The organism is Microcoleus sp. K4-B3 (genome assembly GCF_036704615.1).
GTDB lineage: Bacteria > Cyanobacteriota > Cyanobacteriia > Cyanobacteriales > Microcoleaceae > Microcoleus.
Genome location: NZ_JAUBSF010000104.1, coordinates 1 through 21,477, shown reverse-complemented (window position 1 = coordinate 21,477; position 21,477 = coordinate 1). Strand labels below are relative to the sequence as shown.

Below are 21,477 nucleotides of genomic sequence, written 5' to 3'. Positions count from 1 at the left end.
GACAACTCCCGTAGCAATGGTTGCTCCTTCTATCAACGGCTAAGTTTTAGCTTTTGATTGACAAAAAGCGCTCCTAGAAATAGGGGCGCTTTTTGTTTGGGGAAAAAAGATTTTTACTGCGGGGATTTGAAGATATAGAGGACACGGCAGTGCCGTGTCCCTACCACGATCAATTGTATGGACACGGCACTGCCGTGTCCTCCGTTTATATCATTCCGAAGCTAACGGATTTGATTTGAAGTATCTTTAATCTGAGATGAGATATTGCACCATTTGCAATAAGCTTTTCAAGGGCGGGCAGGATGCCCAACCCACTAGAAATTCACTCTTCGCTTCACAGGCATCTTGCCTGTTCTTGAGAATGGTGCAATATCTGAGTTTAATTCGGTTGAACCGCCGCTAGAATTTGTCCGGCTGTCACCGTTTGCCCTTTTTCACAAAACAACTCGGCCACAGTGCCCGCAACATCAGCAGTAATAGCAATTTCCATTTTCATCGCTTCCAAAATTAACAGGCGATCGCCCTCTGCAACCGCATCTCCCACATTAACCAGCACCTGCCAAACATTGGCCGAAACGTGAGCGACAACTGCCTCACAACCGATCGGCAAAGTAACCTCCGCCGCTGTTTCAGAAGCCACATCCGCCGAGGATTCTGCGGCAGATTCAGCTTCAAATTCCCCGGATGCGGCCCAGCGATCGCGCTCTGCATTAAATGCGGCCTGCTGCTGCGCTTTAAATTCAGCCGCACTGTTAGCAATAGAATGCAAAAACTCATTGTATTCTCTCAAATTAAAAGTGATTTCCTCAACCTTTAATTTAAACTTCCCTTCGATAAATGCTTCCCGACAGCGGTGCAATTCCTCATGAGAAACCGGATAAAATCGGATTTGGTCAAAAAAGCGCAAAAGCCAAGGTTTACCAGACTGGAAATCCGCCGTTTGTTTGAACCGATTCCACATTTGCACCGTGCGGCCGACAAATTGATAACCTCCCGGCCCTTCCATCCCGTAAACGCACAAATACGCGCCGCCAATGCCAACTGCATTTTCAGGAGTCCAAGTGCGGGCGGGATTGTATTTAGTAGTAACCAAACGGTGGCGCGGATCGAGGGGAGTAGCGACGGGCGCGCCTAAATAAACGTCTCCCAAACCCATCACTAAATAGCTAGCATTAAATACAATTTCTCTGACTTGTTCGATGCTATCAAGCCCGTTGATGCGGCGAATAAACTCAATATTGCTGGGACACCAAGGTGCATCCGATCGCACAGACTGCATATATTTTTCAATGGCCAACAGCGTCGATTCATCTTCCCAAGATAAAGGCAAGTGCACAATTCGCGCCGGCACTTCCAAATCCTCGATCGCCGGAAGTTCCGCCTCCGCCGCAATCAGCGCCTGCATTAGCTGCTGTTGCGAAATCTGGCGACTGTCAAAGTGAATTTGAAGCGATCGCATTCCCGGCACTAATTCGATAACACCGGGCAACGGATTAGCTTTCAACTTTTCCATCAATGCGTGCGCCCGAAAACGCAAATTTAAATCCAGCACCAATGGGCCGTATTCCACTAGAATATATTTATCCCCAGCTTGACGGTAAGTAACAGCAACCTGTCGCGGAGATTCGGGAATTTCGTGCAAAATTGGAGAGGCGGGAACTGCTGGCAATTCCTCCGCATTTTCCCCAAAAACAGGCAAACAAAAAGTAGCAATTTGCAAATTTTGTGCTAATTCCCGCTGCAAAGCTTCAGCAAAACTCAAACAGTGAAAGCGAATGCTGTCCCCCGGTTTCAGTTGTCCGATTTTCCACAATTCCGACTGCACAATAGTAGCAGGACAGACAAAACCTCCCAAACTCGGGCCGTCAAGACCGAGAATTACAGGCATATCGCCCGTAAAATCGATCGTGCCGATCGCGTAAGCATTATCGTGAATGTTAGACGGGTGCAAACCCGCTTCCCCGCCGTCTTGACGCGCCCATGTCGGCTTCGGGCCGATCAGCCGAATGCCCGTCCGCGTAGAGTTGTAATGCACCTGCCATTCTGTTGAGAAAAACATGGCGATGTCTGACTCAGTAAAGAAATCCGGCGCGCCGTGAGGCCCGTACAAAACGCCAATTTCCCAATTATTGCTGTAGGTGGGAATTAGTTCGGGAGGCAAAGATAATTCCGCTTCCAGAGTTGCAGTTTGAACCAGTTTAAGCACATCTCCCGGACGCAGCGTGCGGCCCGCGTGTCCGCCAAATTTGCCCAGTACAAAAGTTGATTTGCTGCCCAAATAATCGGGGACATTAAAGCCGTGCTTTACCGCTAAATAAGTGCGGTAGCCGCCGCCTTGAATGGCTTTTAACTTGAGAATGCTGCCAGCTTTTACGGGAATTGCCGTCCAAAACGGCACCGATTCGCCGTTTAGCGTTCCCTTCATAGTTGCACCAGTCAAACTAATAACTGTATCGGCATTAAAGCGCAGAGTTGGGCCTGTAGCTGTGAATTCCAATCCTGCTGTCGATTCGGGATTTCCTACTAAACGATTTGCCGATCGAAATGCCAGATGATCCATCGGCCCAGAAGGCGGCACGCCAACATCCCAATAGCCAATCCGCCCCGGATAATCTTGAATGCTGCTGTAGGTTCCCCCATCCAATACATCGATCGTTAAAGGTGCGTATTCAAAAGAGTTTAAAAAGCGCGTGCTCAGTTCGCCCCGGCTGAATCGGGAATCGTCCAAAATCTGGCGGAGGTAATCTAAATTAGTTTCAATTCCCGCTATTTCACTGGCATCTAAAGCAGCTTTGAGTTGAGCGATCGCCTGCGTTCGATTATCCCCGCAAACGATTACTTTAGCTAGCAGCGGATCGTAAAAAGGAGTTACCTCAGTGCCGGTTTCTATCCAACTGTCGCAGCGGACGTTTTCGGGAAAGGCAACTTGATTCAGCAACCCGGAACTCGGCTGAAAATTCTTGCCGGCATCTTCCGCATAAATTCGCACCTCAATTGAGTGTCCCTGCGGCCGATAGCGGTACTCTTGCAGGGGGAACAAATCTCCTGAAGCCTGTTTTATCATCCACTCAACGAGGTCGATGTTATTGACAGCTTCAGTAACGCCGTGTTCAACTTGCAAGCGCGTGTTGACTTCCAAAAAATAAAACTGTTTCGCATCGACATCAAATACAAATTCAACAGTACCGGCTGACTGGTAATTTACCGCTTTTCCCAACCGCACGGCTGCACCGTACAACTGATTTCGCTGTTCGTCGCTAATAGCAGGGGCAGGGGTTTCTTCAATTACTTTTTGATTGCGCCGCTGCACCGAACAATCTCGCTCGCCCAAGGCTATGACATTTCCTTTGCCATCTCCAAAGATTTGGACTTCTATGTGCCTGGCTGTTTGAATGTATTTCTCTAAAAAAACGCCGCTTTGTTTAAAATTGCTTTGACTCAAACGCTGTACTTTTTCAAATGCTTCTGCCAAATCTCGATCGCCAAAACAAGCCTGCAAACCGATGCCACCGCCGCCTGCGGTACTTTTGAGCATCACCGGATAGCCGATCGCCCCAGCCGCTTTTTCCGCATCCTCTAAACTTGCTAAAAGTTGGCTTCCAGGAGTTAGCGGCACTTGATTCGCAGCGGCTATTTCCCGCGCGGTGTGCTTCAATCCGAAGCAGCGCAACTGACTCGGAGTCGGGCCGATAAATGCAATATTTTCGCTTGCACAAGCTTCGGCAAATTCAGCATTTTCGCTCAAAAAGCCGTAACCCGGATGAATAGCTTGAGCTTTTGTTTGGCGCGCAACTTCGAGAATGCGATCGAACCGCAAATAACTCTCGGCTGCGGCGGCTGCACCGATACAAACGGCTTCGCTGGCGGCGAAAACGTGCTTGGCGCGGGCGTCGGCTTCAGAATATACTGCTACCGAAGCAATTCCGAGGCGATCGAGCGTGCGGATAATTCGGCAGGCAATTTCACCGCGATTTGCAATCAAAACTTTGTTAAACATTTAGGTAATTGGGAATTGGGAATTGGGAATCGCATTGATGTCTACTTACATCAGGCACTATTCTTGTTTAACACGCAGGATGCCTGTTCCAGAAAAAGTGAATTTTTTTGTGGGTGAACACGAGAGCAATTGGTGTCAACTTAAGCCGGAAACCCTCTGTATCTCTTGCTGTTAGCCCAGTCTCGATCCCCCTAAATCCCCCTTAATAAGGGGGACTTTGAGTGCTCTTGTCCCCCCCTTATTAAGGGGGGCTAGGGGGGATCGAACCCTAATCGTCAGACAGCAGATCCGTAGTACGTTTAACGTCTTTGTTGGCATCAATTCACGAGATCCCCCCCTAAAAAAATTGCGGAGGCAGTGCCCACCCTACATTTACACCGCATCCCAAACAATCAACTGAATCGGCGTAGGATTGTAAGCATTGCAAGGATTGTTCATTTGCGGGCAATTAGAAATAGCAACCAGCGCGTTCATTTCGGCTCGCAAATCAACTGTACTTCCCGGATCGGAGATGCCGTCAACAATTTCAAGCGTGCCATCTTCGCTAACTGGAACATTCATAAAGAAGTTGATATTGCTGACTAAATCTCGCTTGCCCAAACCGTAGGGAAGAATTGCGGCGAGGAAATTTTCAACACAGGCGTGCTGGTATTTTTTATCTAGTCCAAACCGCACCGAATTGCTCTCACAACTACACGCGCCGCCGGAGGTATCGTGCCGCCCGCAGGAGTCAGCAATTATGGTCATAATGGCTCGCCCTTCGTTGGAAATGAGTTGGCTGTTTGTAGTTACAAAGATGTTGCCTTGATTGACGATCGTATCGGGGGCGCTATAGCGTTCGGAAGGGTCATCGGCATTGTAAACTAAAAAATCTACTGCTTGATTTCCGCCTAAATCTACAATACGAAGAATCTGTCCTTTTTTGATGACACGAGACCAGGGATGTCTGGCGGGTAAAACTTCGTTATAAATTGCTGTTTCTGGAGCAAGAATTTGTTGGGTAGTTGCAGTCATGGTTCACTTTTTGTGATGTAAATGCAGAATTTTTTACCGCAGATTCTGCGGACAAGATTGAGTTGTGGAATCGGATTTATTGCAAGAATAAAGCATCGGTGTTGGTGAAGCCGCGCACGGCTTCCGGGTTGGCGGTGCGGCACAAGTCGTCTGGTGCGGGTGCGGGGGTTTTCACAATCTGAATTTGGATGGGTTTTGGATCGTAAATTGAACCCGAATGCAGGATGTGGGGGCAGTTAGAGATCATGGTCAATACGTTCATTTCGGCTCGCAAATCGATAAAACTACCCGGTTTCTCGCAGCCTTCGCGAAACTCCATCGTGCCGTCTGGTTTGACGGCAATGCGAGTAAATAAGTTGAGGTTGGGCATGATATCTTTTTTGCCCAATCCCCACCGAGTTAGGGCTTTGAGGAAGTTGTCGCGGGAGTTTTTCCAGTCTCCTTCGCCGTATTTTTTGGCATTGCTAGTGGCGTTGCTGCATCCTCCTAGCAAATCGTGACAGCCGGAGGTGTCTTGGGTGATGGAAAATAGGATGCGCCCCATGTCGGTGTAGATCGCTGTGCCTTGTTTGAGAAAGGCGTTGAATTGAATTTTGGCTGTGTCTGCTGCGTTGAAACGTTCGATCGCATTGTCGGCGTTGTAGCACAGCATGGAAACGCCGCGAGAGCCTTCTAAATCGGTGATTCGCAGGGTGTTTCCCCGCTTGATGACTCCCGACCAGTACGCGCCGCCCGGTACGGTTTCTTCGATTAATACGAGGCCAGAATCAATTTGTGAGTTTGTGTCGATCGATGATAGTTGCACCATAAGTTCCTCTTGATGTATTTGGGTAGGTCAGCGAAACAAAACAATAGTATGTCTTATATCAAGTCCGGTTAATTACTTATAAATCCTATACGGGCATGGGGCATTGGGCATCGGGCATTGGGCATCGGGCATTGGGCATGGGCATAGGACTCTCCCCCATACCTCACTTTCTTGAAAACCGCTATAAATATTACTTTGGGATCAGGCGGGTTGAGCAGCTAATATCATGTCCGGTTGAATAGTTATAATACTTTTGTCCCATCATGCCCCATGCCCCATGCCCCATGCCCCATGCCCCATGCCCAGGAGTACCTCATTTACCTGAGAAAGGCTATACAAACCTATTTCTATTTAAGCAGCCATTGCAACTGCTTCCTGTCCGTGTTTCCGCATCAAATCCATGAGTTCGTCGCGATAATCGTGGAATTTGGCGTGCCGTTTAACGCTGGGAGTGCGATCGGGCAAATTAATCGACATTTCCTTTCTCACTGTACCGGGACGAGCGCCCAAAGCATAAATCCGATTGGAAAGAAACACGGCTTCTTCGACATCGTGGGTAATCATAAAGATTGTAATCTGAGTGCGGCGCCACAAATCGAGCATGAATTCGTGCATCGATTCTTTAGTGTGGATATCCAAGGCGCCGAAAGGTTCATCCATTAATAACACTTTAGGTTCAGAAGCGAGGGCGCGGGCGATCGCCACCCGCTGTTTCATCCCGCCCGACAATTCCTTCGGCAGCGACGAAGCAAACTGCGTCAATCCTACCACATTCAAATAATAGCTAGCTTGTTCGCGCCGCTTTTTCTTGGAAACGCCTTGAAGTTTGAGGCCAAACTCGGCATTTTCCTGCACGTTCATCCAAGGATAAAGAGTGTAATGCTGAAATACCATACCTCGATCCGGCCCAGGCGAAACAACTTCCTTGCCGTCAATTTTCACTTCCCCTGTTGTCGGCTTGTCCAATCCCGCAATCTGCCTCAAAAGAGTAGATTTGCCCGAACCGGATGCGCCTACCGCGCAGATAAATTCGCCTTGCTTGATGCTCATGTTGATGTCCTTGAGGACAACTAATTTACCGTTTTTCGTTTCAAAGTTTTTGTGCAGGTTGTTGATTTGCAAAAACATGAGTTTATCCTCTGTATTGTAAGTAAAAAAATGACACCATTCTGCCTTTTAACATCTGCTTACTGTTTCTGACTTGACCATTTACAAGAAACCCGCAGCAGATATTGAAAAAGCAAGTCAAAAGTCAGTCCGATCGCCCCAATGACAATCAGCCCCACAAAAATTTCATCGGTTCTGAGAAATCGACCTGCGACGCTGATCCTGCGACCTAAGCCTTCGGTTGCGGCAATCAATTCCGAGACGATTACCAATTGCCAAGCCGCAGCTAAGTTGATGCGGCTAGCATCTAGAATTCCCGGCAAAACGTGGGGAAAAATAACTTGAGTTAAGATTTCCCAGCGATTCCCACCCAACATATAAGTAGATTCGATCAAGTCTTTTGGAACAAACTTGACTGTATCCATCACCATCAGCGAATTGAAGAAAAAGACGCCGATAAATATCAGGGTAATTTTGGGTTCTTCGCCGATTCCCAAGTAGAGAATTAGCAGGGGAATGAATGCTGGTGCGGGCATATATCGCATCAAGCCGAACATGGGTTCCAGCAAGGCGCGAATACTGGCAAAACTGCCCATCAGCACGCCAATTGGTATGGAAAAAACCAAGGCGAACAGAAAGCCCACTCCCACCCGCCACAAACTCGCTACTGTGTCTTTCAAAAGTTCGCGAGTGTTCCACAGCCGCCCAAATGCCTCTAAAACTTTGCCGGGGGAAGGCAGAAATTTGGGGTCTACGTTGGCGAAGGTTGTTACTAGCCACCACAGCAGCAGCGGCAGTGCGATCGATGTTACCGTTAACCCAATATTGAGGGGTTGTGGTATCTCTTCCGCAATCCGCCAGAAAACTGTGGGATTTAGGTTTTTTTGCTTGAGGTGGGATTGGATCGATCGAGGATCGGGATTTGGTGGCATGATTTAATTGCAGAACTGTTGAGCGAGTAATTTAAGTAGCTTTTTGGTATTTTTTAAAAATATTTTTTGAAAAAGTTTATTGTGTCGGCAAACTCGTAAGTTCGCTTTCTAGCTTTTACCTTCCGAATAAGCTTTTATAAAGCGATCGTCAAATAATTTGCTGATATCGGGTTGGGTTTTGGCTAAATTTACATCGACGAGAAATTTAGTCATTTCGGCCGCCGCAAACTGCAATGAGGTCATGTCATTTCCTGGTTGAAAGGCTTTCAAGTTTTCCTCTATCGTGAATATTTTAGTGCCGTTTTCATATTCTTTGTATTCCTCAACGCTAACTCCGGCGCGGTTGGCTAGAATCTCGTAAGATTTCTCTTTATTTGATTTCATGTATTCCAATGTTGCAAACCATGAATTGACCAGGGCTTGCACTCGATCTGGGTGTTCGCCGATAAACTTTCGCGTGAATACCAAATGGTCGGAAATCGCCCCCGGAAAATCTTTTGAACTAAATAGTTCCTTGCTGTTCGATCGTTTTAATGCTTGCGTGGTAAACGGCGCAAATACTGCCACCGCATCGACTTGTCCTCCGACGAAAGCCGCCGCAGCTTTGCCGGTTTCCAGCGGTACAAATTGAATGTCCCGCACGGATAAACCTGCTTTTCTCAGCCCTAACAATAAGAGAAAGTGATCGACTGTACCTTCCTCTGCTGCCACTTTTTTGCCTTTCAAATCTGCAACCGAATTGATGCCTTCGGCGACAATCACTTTGTCATTTCCCGTCGAGTTGTCGTTGACTAAAACAATTACTTGGTCGGCACCGCCTGATATAGAGTTTACGGTATCGCCGAGGGTTTGGCTGTTAGCATTTATCTGTCCTGCTGTGAGGGTGCCGATCGATTCTAAGTAGCCGTCAAACCATTTTAAGTCTACAGGAACATTGTTGGCTTCAAATATCTTTTGTTCTTTGGCAATTTGCCAAGGAAACCAGCCGGGCCACGCGCTGAATCCGAGGCTAACTGCATCGGCACTTACTGAAGAGGCTGCTTCTGTTTCGGTCGTGGTTTTGATGTAAATTGCCGGATTGACGCAGCCGACAGCGAAAAACAAGGTGATGAAAAATAGGGCGCAGTAGGATAAGGGCGATCGCATTATTTTTGGGGAGCAATATCGGATATTCATAGCATATTCTGGTTGCTGGTTAAATGTGAATATGTCGATCGAGCTTTTGCACCTTCGTTGGCTTCCTTAGCTCCCGCAAACCCCCTTGATATACAAGGATAAAGCCCGAGAGCTAACGAACCGAGTCTTGCTGACCGATCGCGTTTCTCCCGGGCTTTTATCCCGCCGTGTAACTGGCTAGTGTTTCCCTAAAATTAAAATATTGGGACAACCAGTCTGCTTCTCTCGGACCAGCACTCGAACTTTCTAAGCTGAGTTAGAAACTCGTTCAAATCGGAACCCTAGAAGCTCTTAATTTTTTTTGTTTTTGTCTGTATAAGTCCTGTTTGCAACCCAAGGAGTTATTCGAGACTGTTGCTAACAGCAATGCACTTAGCTTTTTGAAAGGTAAGCATACTGTAGTTTGCAATCCTACTAGATTGCTACGTTTCAAACGGTAACAGCAAACTTGATGATAAAATGTGTAAAATGTTACAAAAAACGGTTTTTCTGGAATTTGTCAAATTAAAGTTTTTGGAAGATTAAACCGGGCGGTTGGAAATCGCGAAGTTTACGGACACGCAGATTCAACCCGCAAGGCAAGGGTTGAAGATTTTTTGAGAAATATTTCGATCGCCCTAGACTGGATGCGGAGGCGATCGACAATGCGGTAAACTAACATTCTATTTGTAATAAAAATCGCCAAACACAGCCTGTGAAGTCAACTCTTCAATCTAAAATCTAAAATCTAAAATCGACTGACGGTGCATTATGGAAAAATTTAACTACAGCAACAGTCTCGACATTCATTCGCTGCTCGATCGCTACCGCACCGGCTCGATCGCGCCTGCAGATGTAATCGCGAGCGTGTACGATCGGATCGAACGCTATGCAGATCCGGCAGTATGGATTTATTTAGCACCGCTGGCGGAAACCCTCGAACGCGCCAAAGCTTTGGAAAACCTAGACCCGCAAAAATTGCCGCTCTACGGGATACCTTTTGCGATCAAAGATAATCTCGATTGGGCGGGCGTTCCCACTACGGCGGGATGTCCGCAGTTTGCTCGCACTCCAGCGCGATCGTCCGCAGTCGTAGAGCGCCTGTGCGCGGCAGGTGCGATCGCGATCGGCAAAACAAACATGGATCAGTTTGCCACAGGATTAGTGGGAACCCGCACGCCTTATGGAGTTTGTCGCAATCCGTTCGATCGGCGCTACATCCCGGGCGGATCGAGTTCCGGTTCCGCAGCCGCAGTCTCCGCCGGATTGGTGAGTTTTGCTCTGGGTACCGATACAGCAGGCTCGGGGCGGGTTCCCGCTGCTTTTACCAACATTGTCGGGCTGAAGCCAAGTTGCGGCTCGATCGGCACTCGCGGCCTGGTGCCCGCGGTGCGATCGCTCGATTGCGTTTCTGTGTTCGCTCTCACCTGTGCGGATGCAGCCTCCGTGCTGCAAGTAGCCAGCGGTTTTGACGCTGAAGATGCGTTTTCCCGTCGCCATGAAACGAAAGTTTTGCCGGATTTATCCCGCTTGCGGGTGGGAGTTCCCGCCTTCGGCGAACTCGAATTTTTCGGGAATGCAGAAGCCGAACAGCGCTACCGAGAGGCTCTCGCGCGCTTGCAATCATTGGGCTGCACGATCGCACCTATTGACTTCAAACCCTTTGCGGATGCTGCCGAACTGCTCTACGGCGGGCCTTGGGTAGCAGAAAGGTTGGCCGCGATCGGCGATTTCCTCGACGCGCACCCAGAGGATATCGATCCGATAGTCTACGAAATTATCAGCGGCGGCAAACGCTACGATGCCGTCGCGGCTTACCGCGCGTCCTATCGGTTGGCCGAGCTCCGCCAGAAGGCAGAAATTCAGTGGCAGTCAATGGATGTGTTGGCGGTACCCACGACAGGTACGATTTATACTGTCGCAGAAGTTGCAGCCGAGCCGATCGCGCTCAACACCAATCTCGGGCGCTACACGAACTTTGCGAATTTGCTCGATTTGTGCGCGATCGCAGTTCCCAGCGGGTTTCAAAGCAGCGGATTGCCCGCAGGATTGACACTGATGGCTCCTGCGTGGCACGATTTATCGCTCTGCAGCCTGGGATCTGCTTTCCACGAGCGCTTGGGGGGAACTTTGGGCGCAACCGGCCTGCCGCTGCCAACCCTCCCGGAACCCGCTATCGCAGCCAAACCTTCCTCAGAAGAACGAGTCAAAATAGCCGTGGTTGGGGCTCATTTGAGCGGTGAACCGCTGAATTATCAACTAATCGAGGGGGGAGGCATTTTGGTTCGCGCCTGCCGTACCAGCCCGATTTACAAGCTGTATGCTTTGACGGGTACTGCTCTGGGCAAGCCGGGATTGGTGCGTCAGATAGAGGGCGGTAGCGCGATCGAGGTGGAAGTTTGGGAGTTGTCGATCGCGGCTTTCGGCGGATTTGTCGCTAAAATTCCCCCGCCCTTGGGAATTGGTACGCTGGTGTTGGATGACGGCTCCACGGTCCAGGGCTTTTTGTGCGAATCTTATGCTGTGGCGGATGCGATCGATATTTCCGATCTAGGGGGTTGGCGAGCTTATAGCTTCCGGTTTTAAGCTAAGTTAGAATGGCAAATTTCTACCCATCTTCAGAATCATGCCATCAGCAGGACTATCTCAACCAATTCCCAGAGTCACAACCCCAACCCCCGCCACCGGTACGAGTCCCGGAGGGGCAGCTAGCGGCAGGAATGGCACCAGCGGCCCCGACTCCCTCAGCGCTACTGGGGGCGCTGACTTGATATTTGGTTTGGGTGGCCCTGACACCATTTTCGGCTTAGCGGGAAACGATTCCCTCTACGGCGGCGACGGCGATGACTCAATTCTGGGCGACGTTGGCAATGATTTGCTGTTCGGCGGTGCCGGCCGCGACAGCGTTTTGGGAGGCGTGGGCGACGATACTTTCTACGGTGGCAAAGGTTCTGACTCGGTAAGCGGCGACGAGGGCAATGATTTGCTGTTTGGCAACCAAGACAACGATACTTTGTTGGGCGGCGCGGGTAATGACACGTTTTTTGGGGGTGCCGGCGATGACTCGCTGGTTGGTGGCATCGGCGATGACTGTTTATCGGGCGATCGCGGCAATGATACTTTAACTGGCGGCGCCGGAAACGATACTTTTGCGATCGGGCGTTTGACAGAGGGGGATGTGATTACAGATTTTACTAATGGTACCGATCAAATTCGCTTGACTGCCGGCCTCACCTTTAGCCAACTCACCATTTCCGCTGGGGCAGGAACTTCGCCGAGTACAATTATTCAGCTTACAAGCACCAAGCAAACTCTGGCTACTTTATTCGGAGTTGCCCGCACTTCTATCAGTCAGGCCGACTTTATTCTTTAATTGGGAAGAGGTAATTGGGAATTGGGAATTGATAATTGGGCTTGCGGGTACGTTTTTGTTTTAAGTTTTTAATCTTGAACTTTTTAACTCAAAACCGCTTTCGCGTTGCGAATAACGAACCCATCTCAAAACTTTTCATCTTCCTTTTTTCTTGTTCCTTCTCTCCCTTAAATCTCGTACACTGCTTGGTTGCCGAACTTCCTTCTTCCTTCTTTCCGTTAAATCCCAATTCACTGCGCGTTGCCGAACTTCCTAATGACTACTGACGGTTTTCTTAATCTCAACAAACCTGCGGGCATGACTTCTCACGACTGCGTGGGGCGAGTGCGCCGGCTATTGAAACTCAAGCGAGTTGGACACGGAGGAACCCTCGATCCTGCTGTGACTGGCGTTTTACCGATCGCCCTGGGCAAAGCAACCAGACTGCTGCAATTTCTCCAACACAATAAAGCTTACCGAGGCACGATTCGGTTTGGCTTAACTACTGCTACTGACGATTTAGAAGGAGAAATTATCCATTCTCGACCGGTGCCGGAGTTGAGTTTGGAAAAAGTGCAAGCTGCACTGCCAAAATTCCTAGGAAAAATCGAGCAGTTTCCACCGAGTTTTAGTGCGGTTCAGGTGGGAGGAAAACGCCTTTATGAGTTAGCTAGAAAAGGCGAAACTGTGGAAGTTGCTGCTAGAAATGTTGAGGTTTTTCGGCTGGAAATCTTGGATTGGCGGCCGGGGGATTTTCCTGAATTGGATTTGTCGATCGCCTGCGGGGCCGGTACTTACATTCGGGCGATCGCGCGGGATTTGGGCGCACTGTTGAATGCAGGCGGTACTTTAGCCCGTTTGACTCGCACTGAAAGTAGCGGTTTTTCGATCGACCAAAGTCTAAGTTTTGAAGAATTAGAACTGCAATTGCAGGAGGATAAATTCTGCCCGATTTTGCCATCGGCGGTTTTGGGACATTTAGGCGCGATCGTTCTTTCCCCTGAATATACCAAACGCTGGTTTCAAGGACAACGCCTCGCGATTCCCGAAACGCCGATCGGGGGAGAGGAGGAAACTAGCAACAATCCCCTCCACAACCCAATACCCCAACCTCCCTATCCCTTGCAGGTTTACGATCGAGACGGTAAATTTTTAGGTATCGGTCAAGTAGCGAACTCAGAGACAAGTACCATATTATCTCCTCAAATTGTGCTTTAGTTATCTAAAAAAAAATGAAAATAGGTATAATTGGTACTGGAAAAGTTGGCGGAATTCTAACCGCTGGGAATGCCCTCGATTCACCTAGCTTACAGCGGTACAGAACGAGATTTTGCTATTAATCTAATCAATCGCTGAGGTAAAAATTGTGAAAATATTGCTGATCGGATTAATCCGAGGCTACAAAATGGGGATTTCTCCTTACCTGCCTAACGCCTGTAGATTTCAACCAAGTTGTTCGCAATACGCGATCGAAGCAATAGAAAGATTTGGGGCGGGCCGCGGCGGCTCGATGGCGGTTAAGCGGATTTTGCGCTGTCATCCTTTTCATCCAGGGGGTTACGATCCAGTACCTCCGAAAGATAGCGAGGGGAATTAGTTATTAGTCAGAAGCAGTATTTTATTTGTTAGTTAATAGTGCAAATAGGCGTTGCATCTTCATAGCTAAAACTCCTGAGGGGAATCACTCCCTGAGGGGGGTAAATTCGCAGGATTAGTTGTTTTTATTGACCCAAATTCAGTAATATTACTGTTATATTTCACAACTGAGCAGCGATATAATGGTACAAACAGAGTACAGGGGATGCGAGTTGATATGTCTGCTACCGCAATCGGATACAAAATGTTGTCCCATACTCTGGCTGTACTCAGCCAGAAACAAGCAACGGGGAAATTGTTGTTAGAACAAGGGGAACAACAGTGGCAACTTTACTTTTTTCAGGGTTGTTTGGTTTATGCCACAGGAGGAACGCACAGATCGAGGCGCTGGTACAGGGCGATCGGGCAACACTGTCGAAACTTTCAAGTGGATCTCAGAGACCTCGATGCTGGAGAACTCTGGGAATATCAACTGCTTCAGCGAGGGGTAGCAGCCAGCGAAATGAGTTTAGAACAAGCTAGGGCGATCGTCCACACCAGCCTTTCCGAAGTGTTCTTTGCTCTGATGGGTCAATCGGGTTTGCGCCGGGAGTGGCGTCCGTCCCAAAAATATTTTTCTACAATTACCTCTTCTTTACTGCTGTCTTTGACGGAAGTAGAGAAGATTATGTGCTCTACACAACAAATTTGGCAGAAGTGGAAAGAAATGGGTTTGTGGCTGGTAGATCCAGAACAAGCACCGCTTTTAAAAGCGTCGGCCCAGTTGCAGGAAAATCGATTTAGTTCTAATTCTTTGATGGCTTTGGCTAACGTATTTAACGGCGAGAATACTCTTTGGGATATTGCATTTAAGAAAAAGCAGTGCGTGACAGTGGCAACTCGCGCTTTAGTTAATTACATGAAGCAAGGTTTAGTAAATTTCCGAACAGTACCAGACTTGCCGTCACCTATAGAACAGTGGCGCCTTGCCGCGGCGATCGCCCAACCGGGTCGCCCTTTGATTGCCTGTGTCGATGACAGTCCGACAGTATGCGAATTTTTAGAGCAAATTTTATTGCCGGAGGGGTATCGAGTCCTAAAAATTCAAGACCCGATGCAGGGAGTGGGCATCCTGGCCAAACACAAGCCTGCTTTAATTTTTATGGACGTGGTGATGCCCAAGACAAGTGGCTTTGCTTTGTGCAATTTTTTGCGGAAGACACCGGCTTTTCGGGAAACTCCGATCGTGTTTTTGACCGGTCAAGACAGTATAATTGACCGCACGCGAGCGAAATTTACAGGTGCTTCCGATTTTTTGAGCAAGCCGGCCAATCCTGAACAGGTTTTGCAAATAGCTGACAAGTATTTGAAGGTAAAAGGCGAGCGCTACCCTTTAGCAATTCGCCCCGATGATTTACTGAATTCACGACAGCTTACCTTGGCAAATTCTTGAACCCAAATTATACTCAAAAAGCATCGCTTATCGGGTGCGTCAGCCTCCGGGGCACCCTACTAAAATATAAAATTTAAAATGGTATAATCCATCAAACTAGATATTAATTATGAGCGACCGAACCCCACAGGTAAGCGTGGTGATTCCGGCTTACAACTGCGCTGCTTACGTCTGCCAAGCAGTAGAGAGCGTGCTGCACCAAACAATTGCTGACTGGGAAATTATTGTAGTAGACGACGGCTCCCGAGACGACACCAATTTAGTTTTAGAGAAATATGGCGATCGAATTCGCTACATTTACCAACAAAATCAAGGAGTTTCGATGGCCAGAAATCGTGGCATCGAACTAGCGCGAGGAGAATTCATCGCATTTCTAGATGCAGATGACTACTTTTTTCCCGACAAATTAGCCGCACAAATGGCTGTATTTGCTGCAGCGAAACCACATCTAGGAATAGTCCACAGCGGTTGGCGTCTAGTCAACAGTAAAGGCGAACCGCTAAAAGATGTCAAGCCCTGGCAAAACGTCCCTAAATTAGACTTAGAAATGTGGCTCAGATGGAAACCAGTATTACCCAGCGCGATGGTATTTCGCCGGCATTGGTTAGAGCGCGCCGGGGGATTTGACCCTCGATTTCCCCCGGCAGAAGATACAGATTTAGTGCTGCGTTTAGCCTTAATGGGATGCGAAGCAGAGTGGCTGCAGCAAGTAACTGTTTGCTACCGCCAGCACGAACAAAGCGCCATGTACAAAGGTTTACCCCAGGCTAAATCCCTCGCCGCAGTCATGGACAATTTTTTTGCCCGCCCGGAATTGCCGGATAAAATACGTTTGTTGGAAAAGCAAATCAAGTACAGTACCTTAGTTTGGATTGCTTGGTATTTGCACCGCACCGGTCATTCTGTTGAGATGGTAGAGTTTTTGCAGCGTTCTTGGAATTATACGCCTTATTTGCCTGTGGAAACAGTAATTAATTGGGTGGAATGTTTTGCCGAATTTTCGCAGGATGCGGGCAATGAATTGGATGCAGATTTGTTAGCTCAATCTCCCGAATGGCAGCAGTTAATGCAGTGGACTATTCTCGGTACGCCAGCTTGATTGTGTTGATAGTCGATCGAGCTTTTACAGGACTTAATAAGTTGTGGGCGAGGACTGAAGTTCTCACTACAAACCAGCTTTTAACGAGTGGGAGTGTCGGGAGTGCGACGCCAGGGGCGACGGGCGGGAATTGCCGAATGGGAAGTGACGCGCGATTCTTTCTGTCCCTCAAATGAGTGACACTCAAAGATGCGACTGGTGGATCGGGCAGAGCGTTGCTTAGAATGCGGTTAAGAACAGAGAAAAATCACGAAACTCAGAGCTTATTTATTAGGAGGCAATATGGGCAGCAATCTTATCGGACAGTTCGCGTGGGCGACCTTGGGGTTGGTGGGTTTATTCTCGATCGTTGACCTCGGCTTTGGTCCAATCGTTATCTGTCCCCAGTGTGGTTTAGGGCCCAACTTGGTGCTTGGCCTTGGGCTAATAGCCATGTCAGCAGCGGCTTTTGTTAGCAATGGCTTACAAACCGGTTCAAGAGAAAACTAAAGAGTTCGATCGAGTTGTGACGATCGGGCAGACCCCAACTTGAAGTATCGCACTCTTAATTGCAAATAGGCGGCACCGCCCTTGGACTGTAAGGCACAACTGCCGGCGTATTCACAACCAGTTCCACCTCGTCTTTAGCATTAATTATCCAACCTTGAGCCTCCACAAGAGGCTCAGCCGGCACATCATTATTCTCGCCACCCCCACTGACTCGCTCGCTGGGACTCGGTGGCAAACCGCCGCGCCCGGTGACGACAAACCGACTTGCCCTTTGGCCGCTAGTTTGACAGCCTTGCGCCGGCGGCGGAACTCCGGGGATTTCTGGTTGATTTAATCCTTGTACGGGGTCAATATCGGGAGTTCTGAGTTCGACATTGCCGTCAATTCCTAATTCTGAACTAGCGTCGATGTCGCTGTCAAAAGAGCGAAAAATACCTTGGGTATTAATTACAATTTGTTTTTATTAATGTCTATTTTACACTTAGCCCCTACCACCATACCAAACTCATCAGCTATAAGCGTCGAGAACGTGAATTCGACGCGATCACGATCAACTATTCAAGGAGATGAACTAACGGGACTTAGACAAAAAGAAAGGTGAGAATGGCTTCAAACCTAGATGGATAAAGACTTTAGCTCGCTTAGGCCTATATCTAGTATTTACAAGGGTTTCAGGCGTTTTTAGGTCATCGACTTCTTTCCCTTGTCCAGACAGGTTTTCAGCCACTTTAGGGGCGAGAAAATGTCTAAGTCCCACTAAAGGAGGAATATCGGTAATCATGTAAAATTTTGTGACATAATCCCCATTTCTGGGTTCCATTTTTTATAGTTGAGTCATCTTTTTTGCATCTGCGATCCAAAGGGTGTCAAAACTGCAAAATATGAAACTAATCTACTCTTAAATTAATTAAAAAATACTATGTCTTCTAGGCTCGCTCAACCTAAATTCTCTCGCGAACATCGTCTTGGATTAGTTGTATATGGAGGCGTCGCCTTGGCAATCTACATGAATGGAAGTTGCCAAGAGTTCTATAACGCTGTCAGAGGTCGAGGAATCTATAAACTGATCAAAGCTCTTACCGATGCTGACATCATAGTGGACATTATTTCAGGAACTTCAGCCGGAGGGATTAATGGAGTTTTGTTAAGTTATGCTCTAGCCAACAGCAAAGGAGAAAAATGGATTAAATTTGAGGAATTCGCCGAGGTTTGGAAAAACAGTGCAGATATTAAGGACCTCCTTTTCAAACAAGAGGACTATTCGGGTTTTGATCTATCTTCTTTTTTTAATGGAGTAGGCTACTATAAAAAAGCAATCAAAGAAGCTCTCCTAGCTCGGAAAAATGATTTAAACGAAAACGCGCCTGAAGATGATTGGGTTTCCCAATTAAAAGAACTAGATTTATTTATTACAGGCACTGATAGTCTGGGTAAAATTAATCAAGTATTTGACAATACAAATCGTGTAATTGAGCTTAAAGATCACCACGCAATTTTTCATCTAAAATATCGTGATTATGCGGATAACCCTTTCAATCCTGATGCTGTTACCTGTGAAGCACTTGCCAAGTTGTGTCAAATCACCTCTTGTTTTCCAGTCGCTTTCCCCCCTGTGACAGTCAAGCTTGACCCTTTAGATAAGCCTTTAGATGACAAAGACCCTGATAAAAAATTAAATGAATGGGGAAATTTAAACAATCGAATTGTGCCTGAAACGCCGCCAAAACCCGATAATTCCGTCTCATTAAAACAACAGAATAAGAAAGGCAAGACACTCATTGCCATAGAGGACGATCCTGGCGAAGGATATCGCCTTCACTTTGTTGATGGCGGCGTATTAGACAATCGCCCATTTAGCTACACAATCAAAGAAATTTATCACCGAACAACAGAGCGTCCAGTTTACCGCAAGCTATTTTATGTCGATCCAAGTCCAGACCGTTTTAAAGGCAACCCTGAGTACGAGGATATGTTAAAACCTGGTATTGTTCGGGTTGTAAAAGATTCTCTAATTGCCCTGCCGAGATATGAAAGTATCAATAAGGATTTGGAGTTAATCAATGAACACAACGAGAAAGTTCGTCGCTACAAATTTTTGCTGACCGATCTTGAGACTCTTTTAGATATAGAAGAAAAGGATAGAGAAAATAACGATTTTTACGATCAACAGAGAAATGTTTATCTACGGACACGCCTCATTAGTCTTGAAAATAAAATTCTTCCTTTAATTTTTTTAAAATCAGAAGGTTTGGTAAAAGCGAGTAAACAAGAAGAAAATCGAATTAAAAAATTAGAGAAAGCTGCAAAGTTACTTGCAGAACCATTTACTGCTCCACAATCTAGCTCTGAACGGTTGAAGCTTCTTAAGCAACTTGAGAAAGACATCTGTCACCTGGATGTTGACTATGCCTTAAGAAGGTACTTTTTTATTAGTGAATACGTGTACAGGTTGCTTGATAAGGACTATCTTTGTAAATGGCTTAAGAACAAGAAAAAGCAGGAGATTGATAAAAGTTCTATAAGCGATGACATATTAAAAAATTTAAAATCTATAATTGGGGAGTTGAATGATGATAGAAAGTTAATTGAAGCCATCAAAGTCAATGTAGACCAGTTATTTCTTAATCCAGCAATAGAGAAATATTTTGTGAAATTATTAGATGAATCCAATAATTTTAATGAGGAATTTACTAAGAAGTTCTATAGAGCTATGTTATGGTTGCACGGGCAATTTCTCAATGCAGAATCACTATCAGATTCAGGATTTAAAGACTTCTATGTTCAAAAAAAATTAAGCAATTATTTAAACGAAAATTTTCAGATAGAAAAGGCGCTATCTTCTTTAAATGATTTTTTTGAAAATTTTAAAGATGAACAACAACTTAAGCAATTGGAAAAATTAGCATACAAATCTATACTTAACAGGCTAGTAGGTAAAACCAAACAAGAACTACTAAGTAGCGGCACTAGAGAAAAGCATTGTAGCGGCACTGGAGAAAAGCATTATATCGAGCATTATAATTATATTCAAGAGAAGTTGTTAAATTATTTTCAACAATTTGAAAAACTTGATACAGTTCTATACCCTTTAGATTATTTAGCAGGTATACCAGAAAAACAGCTAATTGAGACTTTTAGAATCAGTCCTGAAGATGCAAAGTTGGGTTTATCTAGTAAATTTGAGGATGGGGAACGACTAAAACACAAACTCGCTGGGGATAGTTTGAAGGCATTTGGCGGTTTTCTCAAGAAATCTTGGCGTGCCAACGATATACTATGGGGACGTTTGGATGGACTTAATCGCATTGTTGAAGCTTTAGTGACCGAGGAAACAATTAAAAATTTTCCAAAATTCTTAGAAAACGCAGAGAGAGAGGCACAGGACAAGGAGGAGCCATTTGATCGAGCCAATTATGTAGACCGTTTGATTGAGGAAGCATTATTTTCTGATTTTGATCGCGAACGCAGCGTAAAATCAGAGAAGGACAAGGAATACTTGATGGGCAAAAAAAATGAATTAAAGGAAAAACTAGGAAATTTGTTTCCACCTTTATTCCAGCCTAGCTGTAACGAAAAGCCCCTAGAATTAAAAAAAGAATACTTAGAAGATTTTATAAAGTCCCTAGTTTCTGTTGGGCATCTTGTTATTCTTGACCAAGAGTTAAATAAGACTATGAAAGCTTCTATTGAGGAGCAATTGAACGGAAAACAACAAAAAGTGCCAATTAAGGATAGTGGTAAACAAGTAGTGATTCTTGCCTTATGTCTCCTTATAAAGAGTGGGTTACACCGACTTGCATTACTACTTCTAGAATATTACCCTAATGAGGTTCCTAAATTCAATCCGATCGACTTTAGTTTCGATTCAGCCATCACTGCACTTGTTGTCAGACAAGTTGCTAATAAATCTCTCACCTCTATGTCATTACAAGAGAAAGAAGACTTCTTCAATAAAGATTATAAAATTGGTTTAGAAACTTTAGATCATCATATTCCCAAATCAGAGCTAAAAGAACTCGTACTTAAAGGTATTCTGATTTTTCAAGATATTTTCCTAACATGGCAACGCAAAACCAAAGCTCAAATTGGTTCAAAGAAGTCTAAGTCTAACCCTCTTGATTTTTGGAGTCGCCTTGTATTGACACTTCTAGGTGGGATAATAAATATTGCTATTTGGGGAATAAAAATTATTTTGCGGTGGGGTTTTTGAACATTTTGTCATTAGACATCTCCCAAAACTCTCAACGCCTTTCTAATATTGGTTTCTGACTGTCCTTTGAAAGGCAGACACCTGACGGGGTGACAACCCCTTCAAAAGCCTAGTGCGGTGACAACGTGAGTTCGACGGCTGAAATCACTAAGTTATAAAGTGTAATTCATACAGCATATTCCATATAAATTTGGCACACTACTTTTAGCATCTGGAGTTTAGACTAAAAAATGGTCACAGCTAAAAGTAGCTGCCTTTTAACAGAAGGCAAGCTGTTGCTCAAAAA

15 protein-coding genes and 1 riboswitch are annotated in these 21,477 nt (G+C 46.3%); of the genes, 8 read left to right on the top strand and 7 right to left on the bottom strand.

All coding sequences use genetic code 11. From position 1 onward, the window contains the following. Positions 1-379: 379 nt before the first annotated feature. The 6 genes from uca to QUA78_RS28085 all read right to left on the bottom strand — a co-directional run bounded on the left by uca (position 380) and on the right by QUA78_RS28085 (position 9,034). On the bottom strand, positions 380-3,997 hold the full coding sequence (gene uca, locus QUA78_RS28110) for an urea carboxylase (protein WP_333399143.1): 3,618 nt from the start codon (positions 3,995-3,997) through the stop codon (positions 380-382). A 372-nt stretch (positions 3,998-4,369) separates the two neighbouring features. Further along, positions 4,370-5,011, bottom strand: coding sequence for an urea amidolyase associated protein UAAP2 (locus QUA78_RS28105; protein WP_333304221.1), 642 nt, complete (start codon positions 5,009-5,011; stop codon positions 4,370-4,372). A gap of 76 nt (positions 5,012-5,087) precedes the next feature. After that, positions 5,088-5,819, bottom strand: coding sequence for an urea amidolyase associated protein UAAP1 (locus QUA78_RS28100; RefSeq protein ID WP_333304223.1), 732 nt, complete (start codon positions 5,817-5,819; stop codon positions 5,088-5,090). A gap of 351 nt (positions 5,820-6,170) precedes the next feature. Next, positions 6,171-6,947 (bottom strand): ABC transporter ATP-binding protein, encoded by a 777-nt coding sequence (locus tag QUA78_RS28095; protein WP_333304224.1) that lies wholly within the window; start codon positions 6,945-6,947, stop codon positions 6,171-6,173. Positions 6,948-7,006: 59 nt separating this feature from the next. Further along, positions 7,007-7,858 (bottom strand): ABC transporter permease, encoded by an 852-nt coding sequence (locus QUA78_RS28090; protein ID WP_333304225.1) that lies wholly within the window; start codon positions 7,856-7,858, stop codon positions 7,007-7,009. 108 nt (positions 7,859-7,966) lie between these two features. After that, the gene (locus QUA78_RS28085; RefSeq protein ID WP_333304226.1) at positions 7,967-9,034 is read right to left on the bottom strand and encodes an ABC transporter substrate-binding protein; all 1,068 of its coding nucleotides are present in this window, start codon (positions 9,032-9,034) and stop codon (positions 7,967-7,969) included. Positions 9,035-9,178: 144 nt separating this feature from the next. Next, a riboswitch (guanidine-I (ykkC/yxkD leader) is annotated at positions 9,179-9,330 on the bottom strand. A 454-nt stretch (positions 9,331-9,784) separates the two neighbouring features. On the opposite strand from QUA78_RS28085, the gene atzF reads away from it, so the two are divergent. From atzF to QUA78_RS28050, 7 genes are all read left to right on the top strand, one after another. Beyond that, positions 9,785-11,599, top strand: coding sequence for an allophanate hydrolase (gene atzF, locus QUA78_RS28080; RefSeq protein WP_333304227.1), 1,815 nt, complete (start codon positions 9,785-9,787; stop codon positions 11,597-11,599). Between the two features lie 40 nt (positions 11,600-11,639). Beyond that, positions 11,640-12,386 carry a calcium-binding protein gene (locus QUA78_RS28075; protein WP_333304228.1) on the top strand — a complete coding sequence of 249 codons (747 nt, stop codon included), beginning with the start codon at positions 11,640-11,642 and terminating at the stop codon, positions 12,384-12,386. Positions 12,387-12,641: 255 nt separating this feature from the next. Continuing rightward, positions 12,642-13,583, top strand: coding sequence for a tRNA pseudouridine(55) synthase TruB (gene truB, locus QUA78_RS28070; protein WP_333304229.1), 942 nt, complete (start codon positions 12,642-12,644; stop codon positions 13,581-13,583). 148 nt (positions 13,584-13,731) lie between these two features. Next, positions 13,732-13,962, top strand: a complete 231-nt coding sequence (yidD, locus tag QUA78_RS28065; RefSeq protein WP_172190019.1) for a membrane protein insertion efficiency factor YidD — start codon at positions 13,732-13,734, stop codon at positions 13,960-13,962. 216 nt (positions 13,963-14,178) lie between these two features. Continuing rightward, on the top strand, positions 14,179-15,393 hold the full coding sequence (locus QUA78_RS28060) for a response regulator (protein WP_333304230.1): 1,215 nt from the start codon (positions 14,179-14,181) through the stop codon (positions 15,391-15,393). 109 nt (positions 15,394-15,502) lie between these two features. Next, on the top strand, positions 15,503-16,492 hold the full coding sequence (locus QUA78_RS28055; RefSeq protein WP_333304231.1) for a glycosyltransferase: 990 nt from the start codon (positions 15,503-15,505) through the stop codon (positions 16,490-16,492). Beyond that, a complete protein-coding gene (locus QUA78_RS28050; RefSeq protein WP_333304232.1) occupies positions 16,447-16,668 on the top strand; it encodes a hypothetical protein in 222 nt (73 codons plus the stop codon). Before QUA78_RS28055 ends, QUA78_RS28050 begins: the two co-directional genes overlap by 46 nt. A 368-nt stretch (positions 16,669-17,036) precedes the next feature. Here QUA78_RS28050 and QUA78_RS28045 read toward each other — a convergent pair whose 3' ends face one another. Continuing rightward, entirely contained in the window at positions 17,037-17,216 is a 180-nt protein-coding gene (locus tag QUA78_RS28045) for a hypothetical protein (protein ID WP_333304233.1), read from the bottom strand. 684 nt (positions 17,217-17,900) lie between these two features. On the opposite strand from QUA78_RS28045, the gene QUA78_RS28040 reads away from it, so the two are divergent. Continuing rightward, a complete protein-coding gene (locus QUA78_RS28040; protein WP_333304234.1) occupies positions 17,901-21,191 on the top strand; it encodes a patatin-like protein in 3,291 nt (1,096 codons plus the stop codon). Positions 21,192-21,477: the final 286 nt, after the last annotated feature.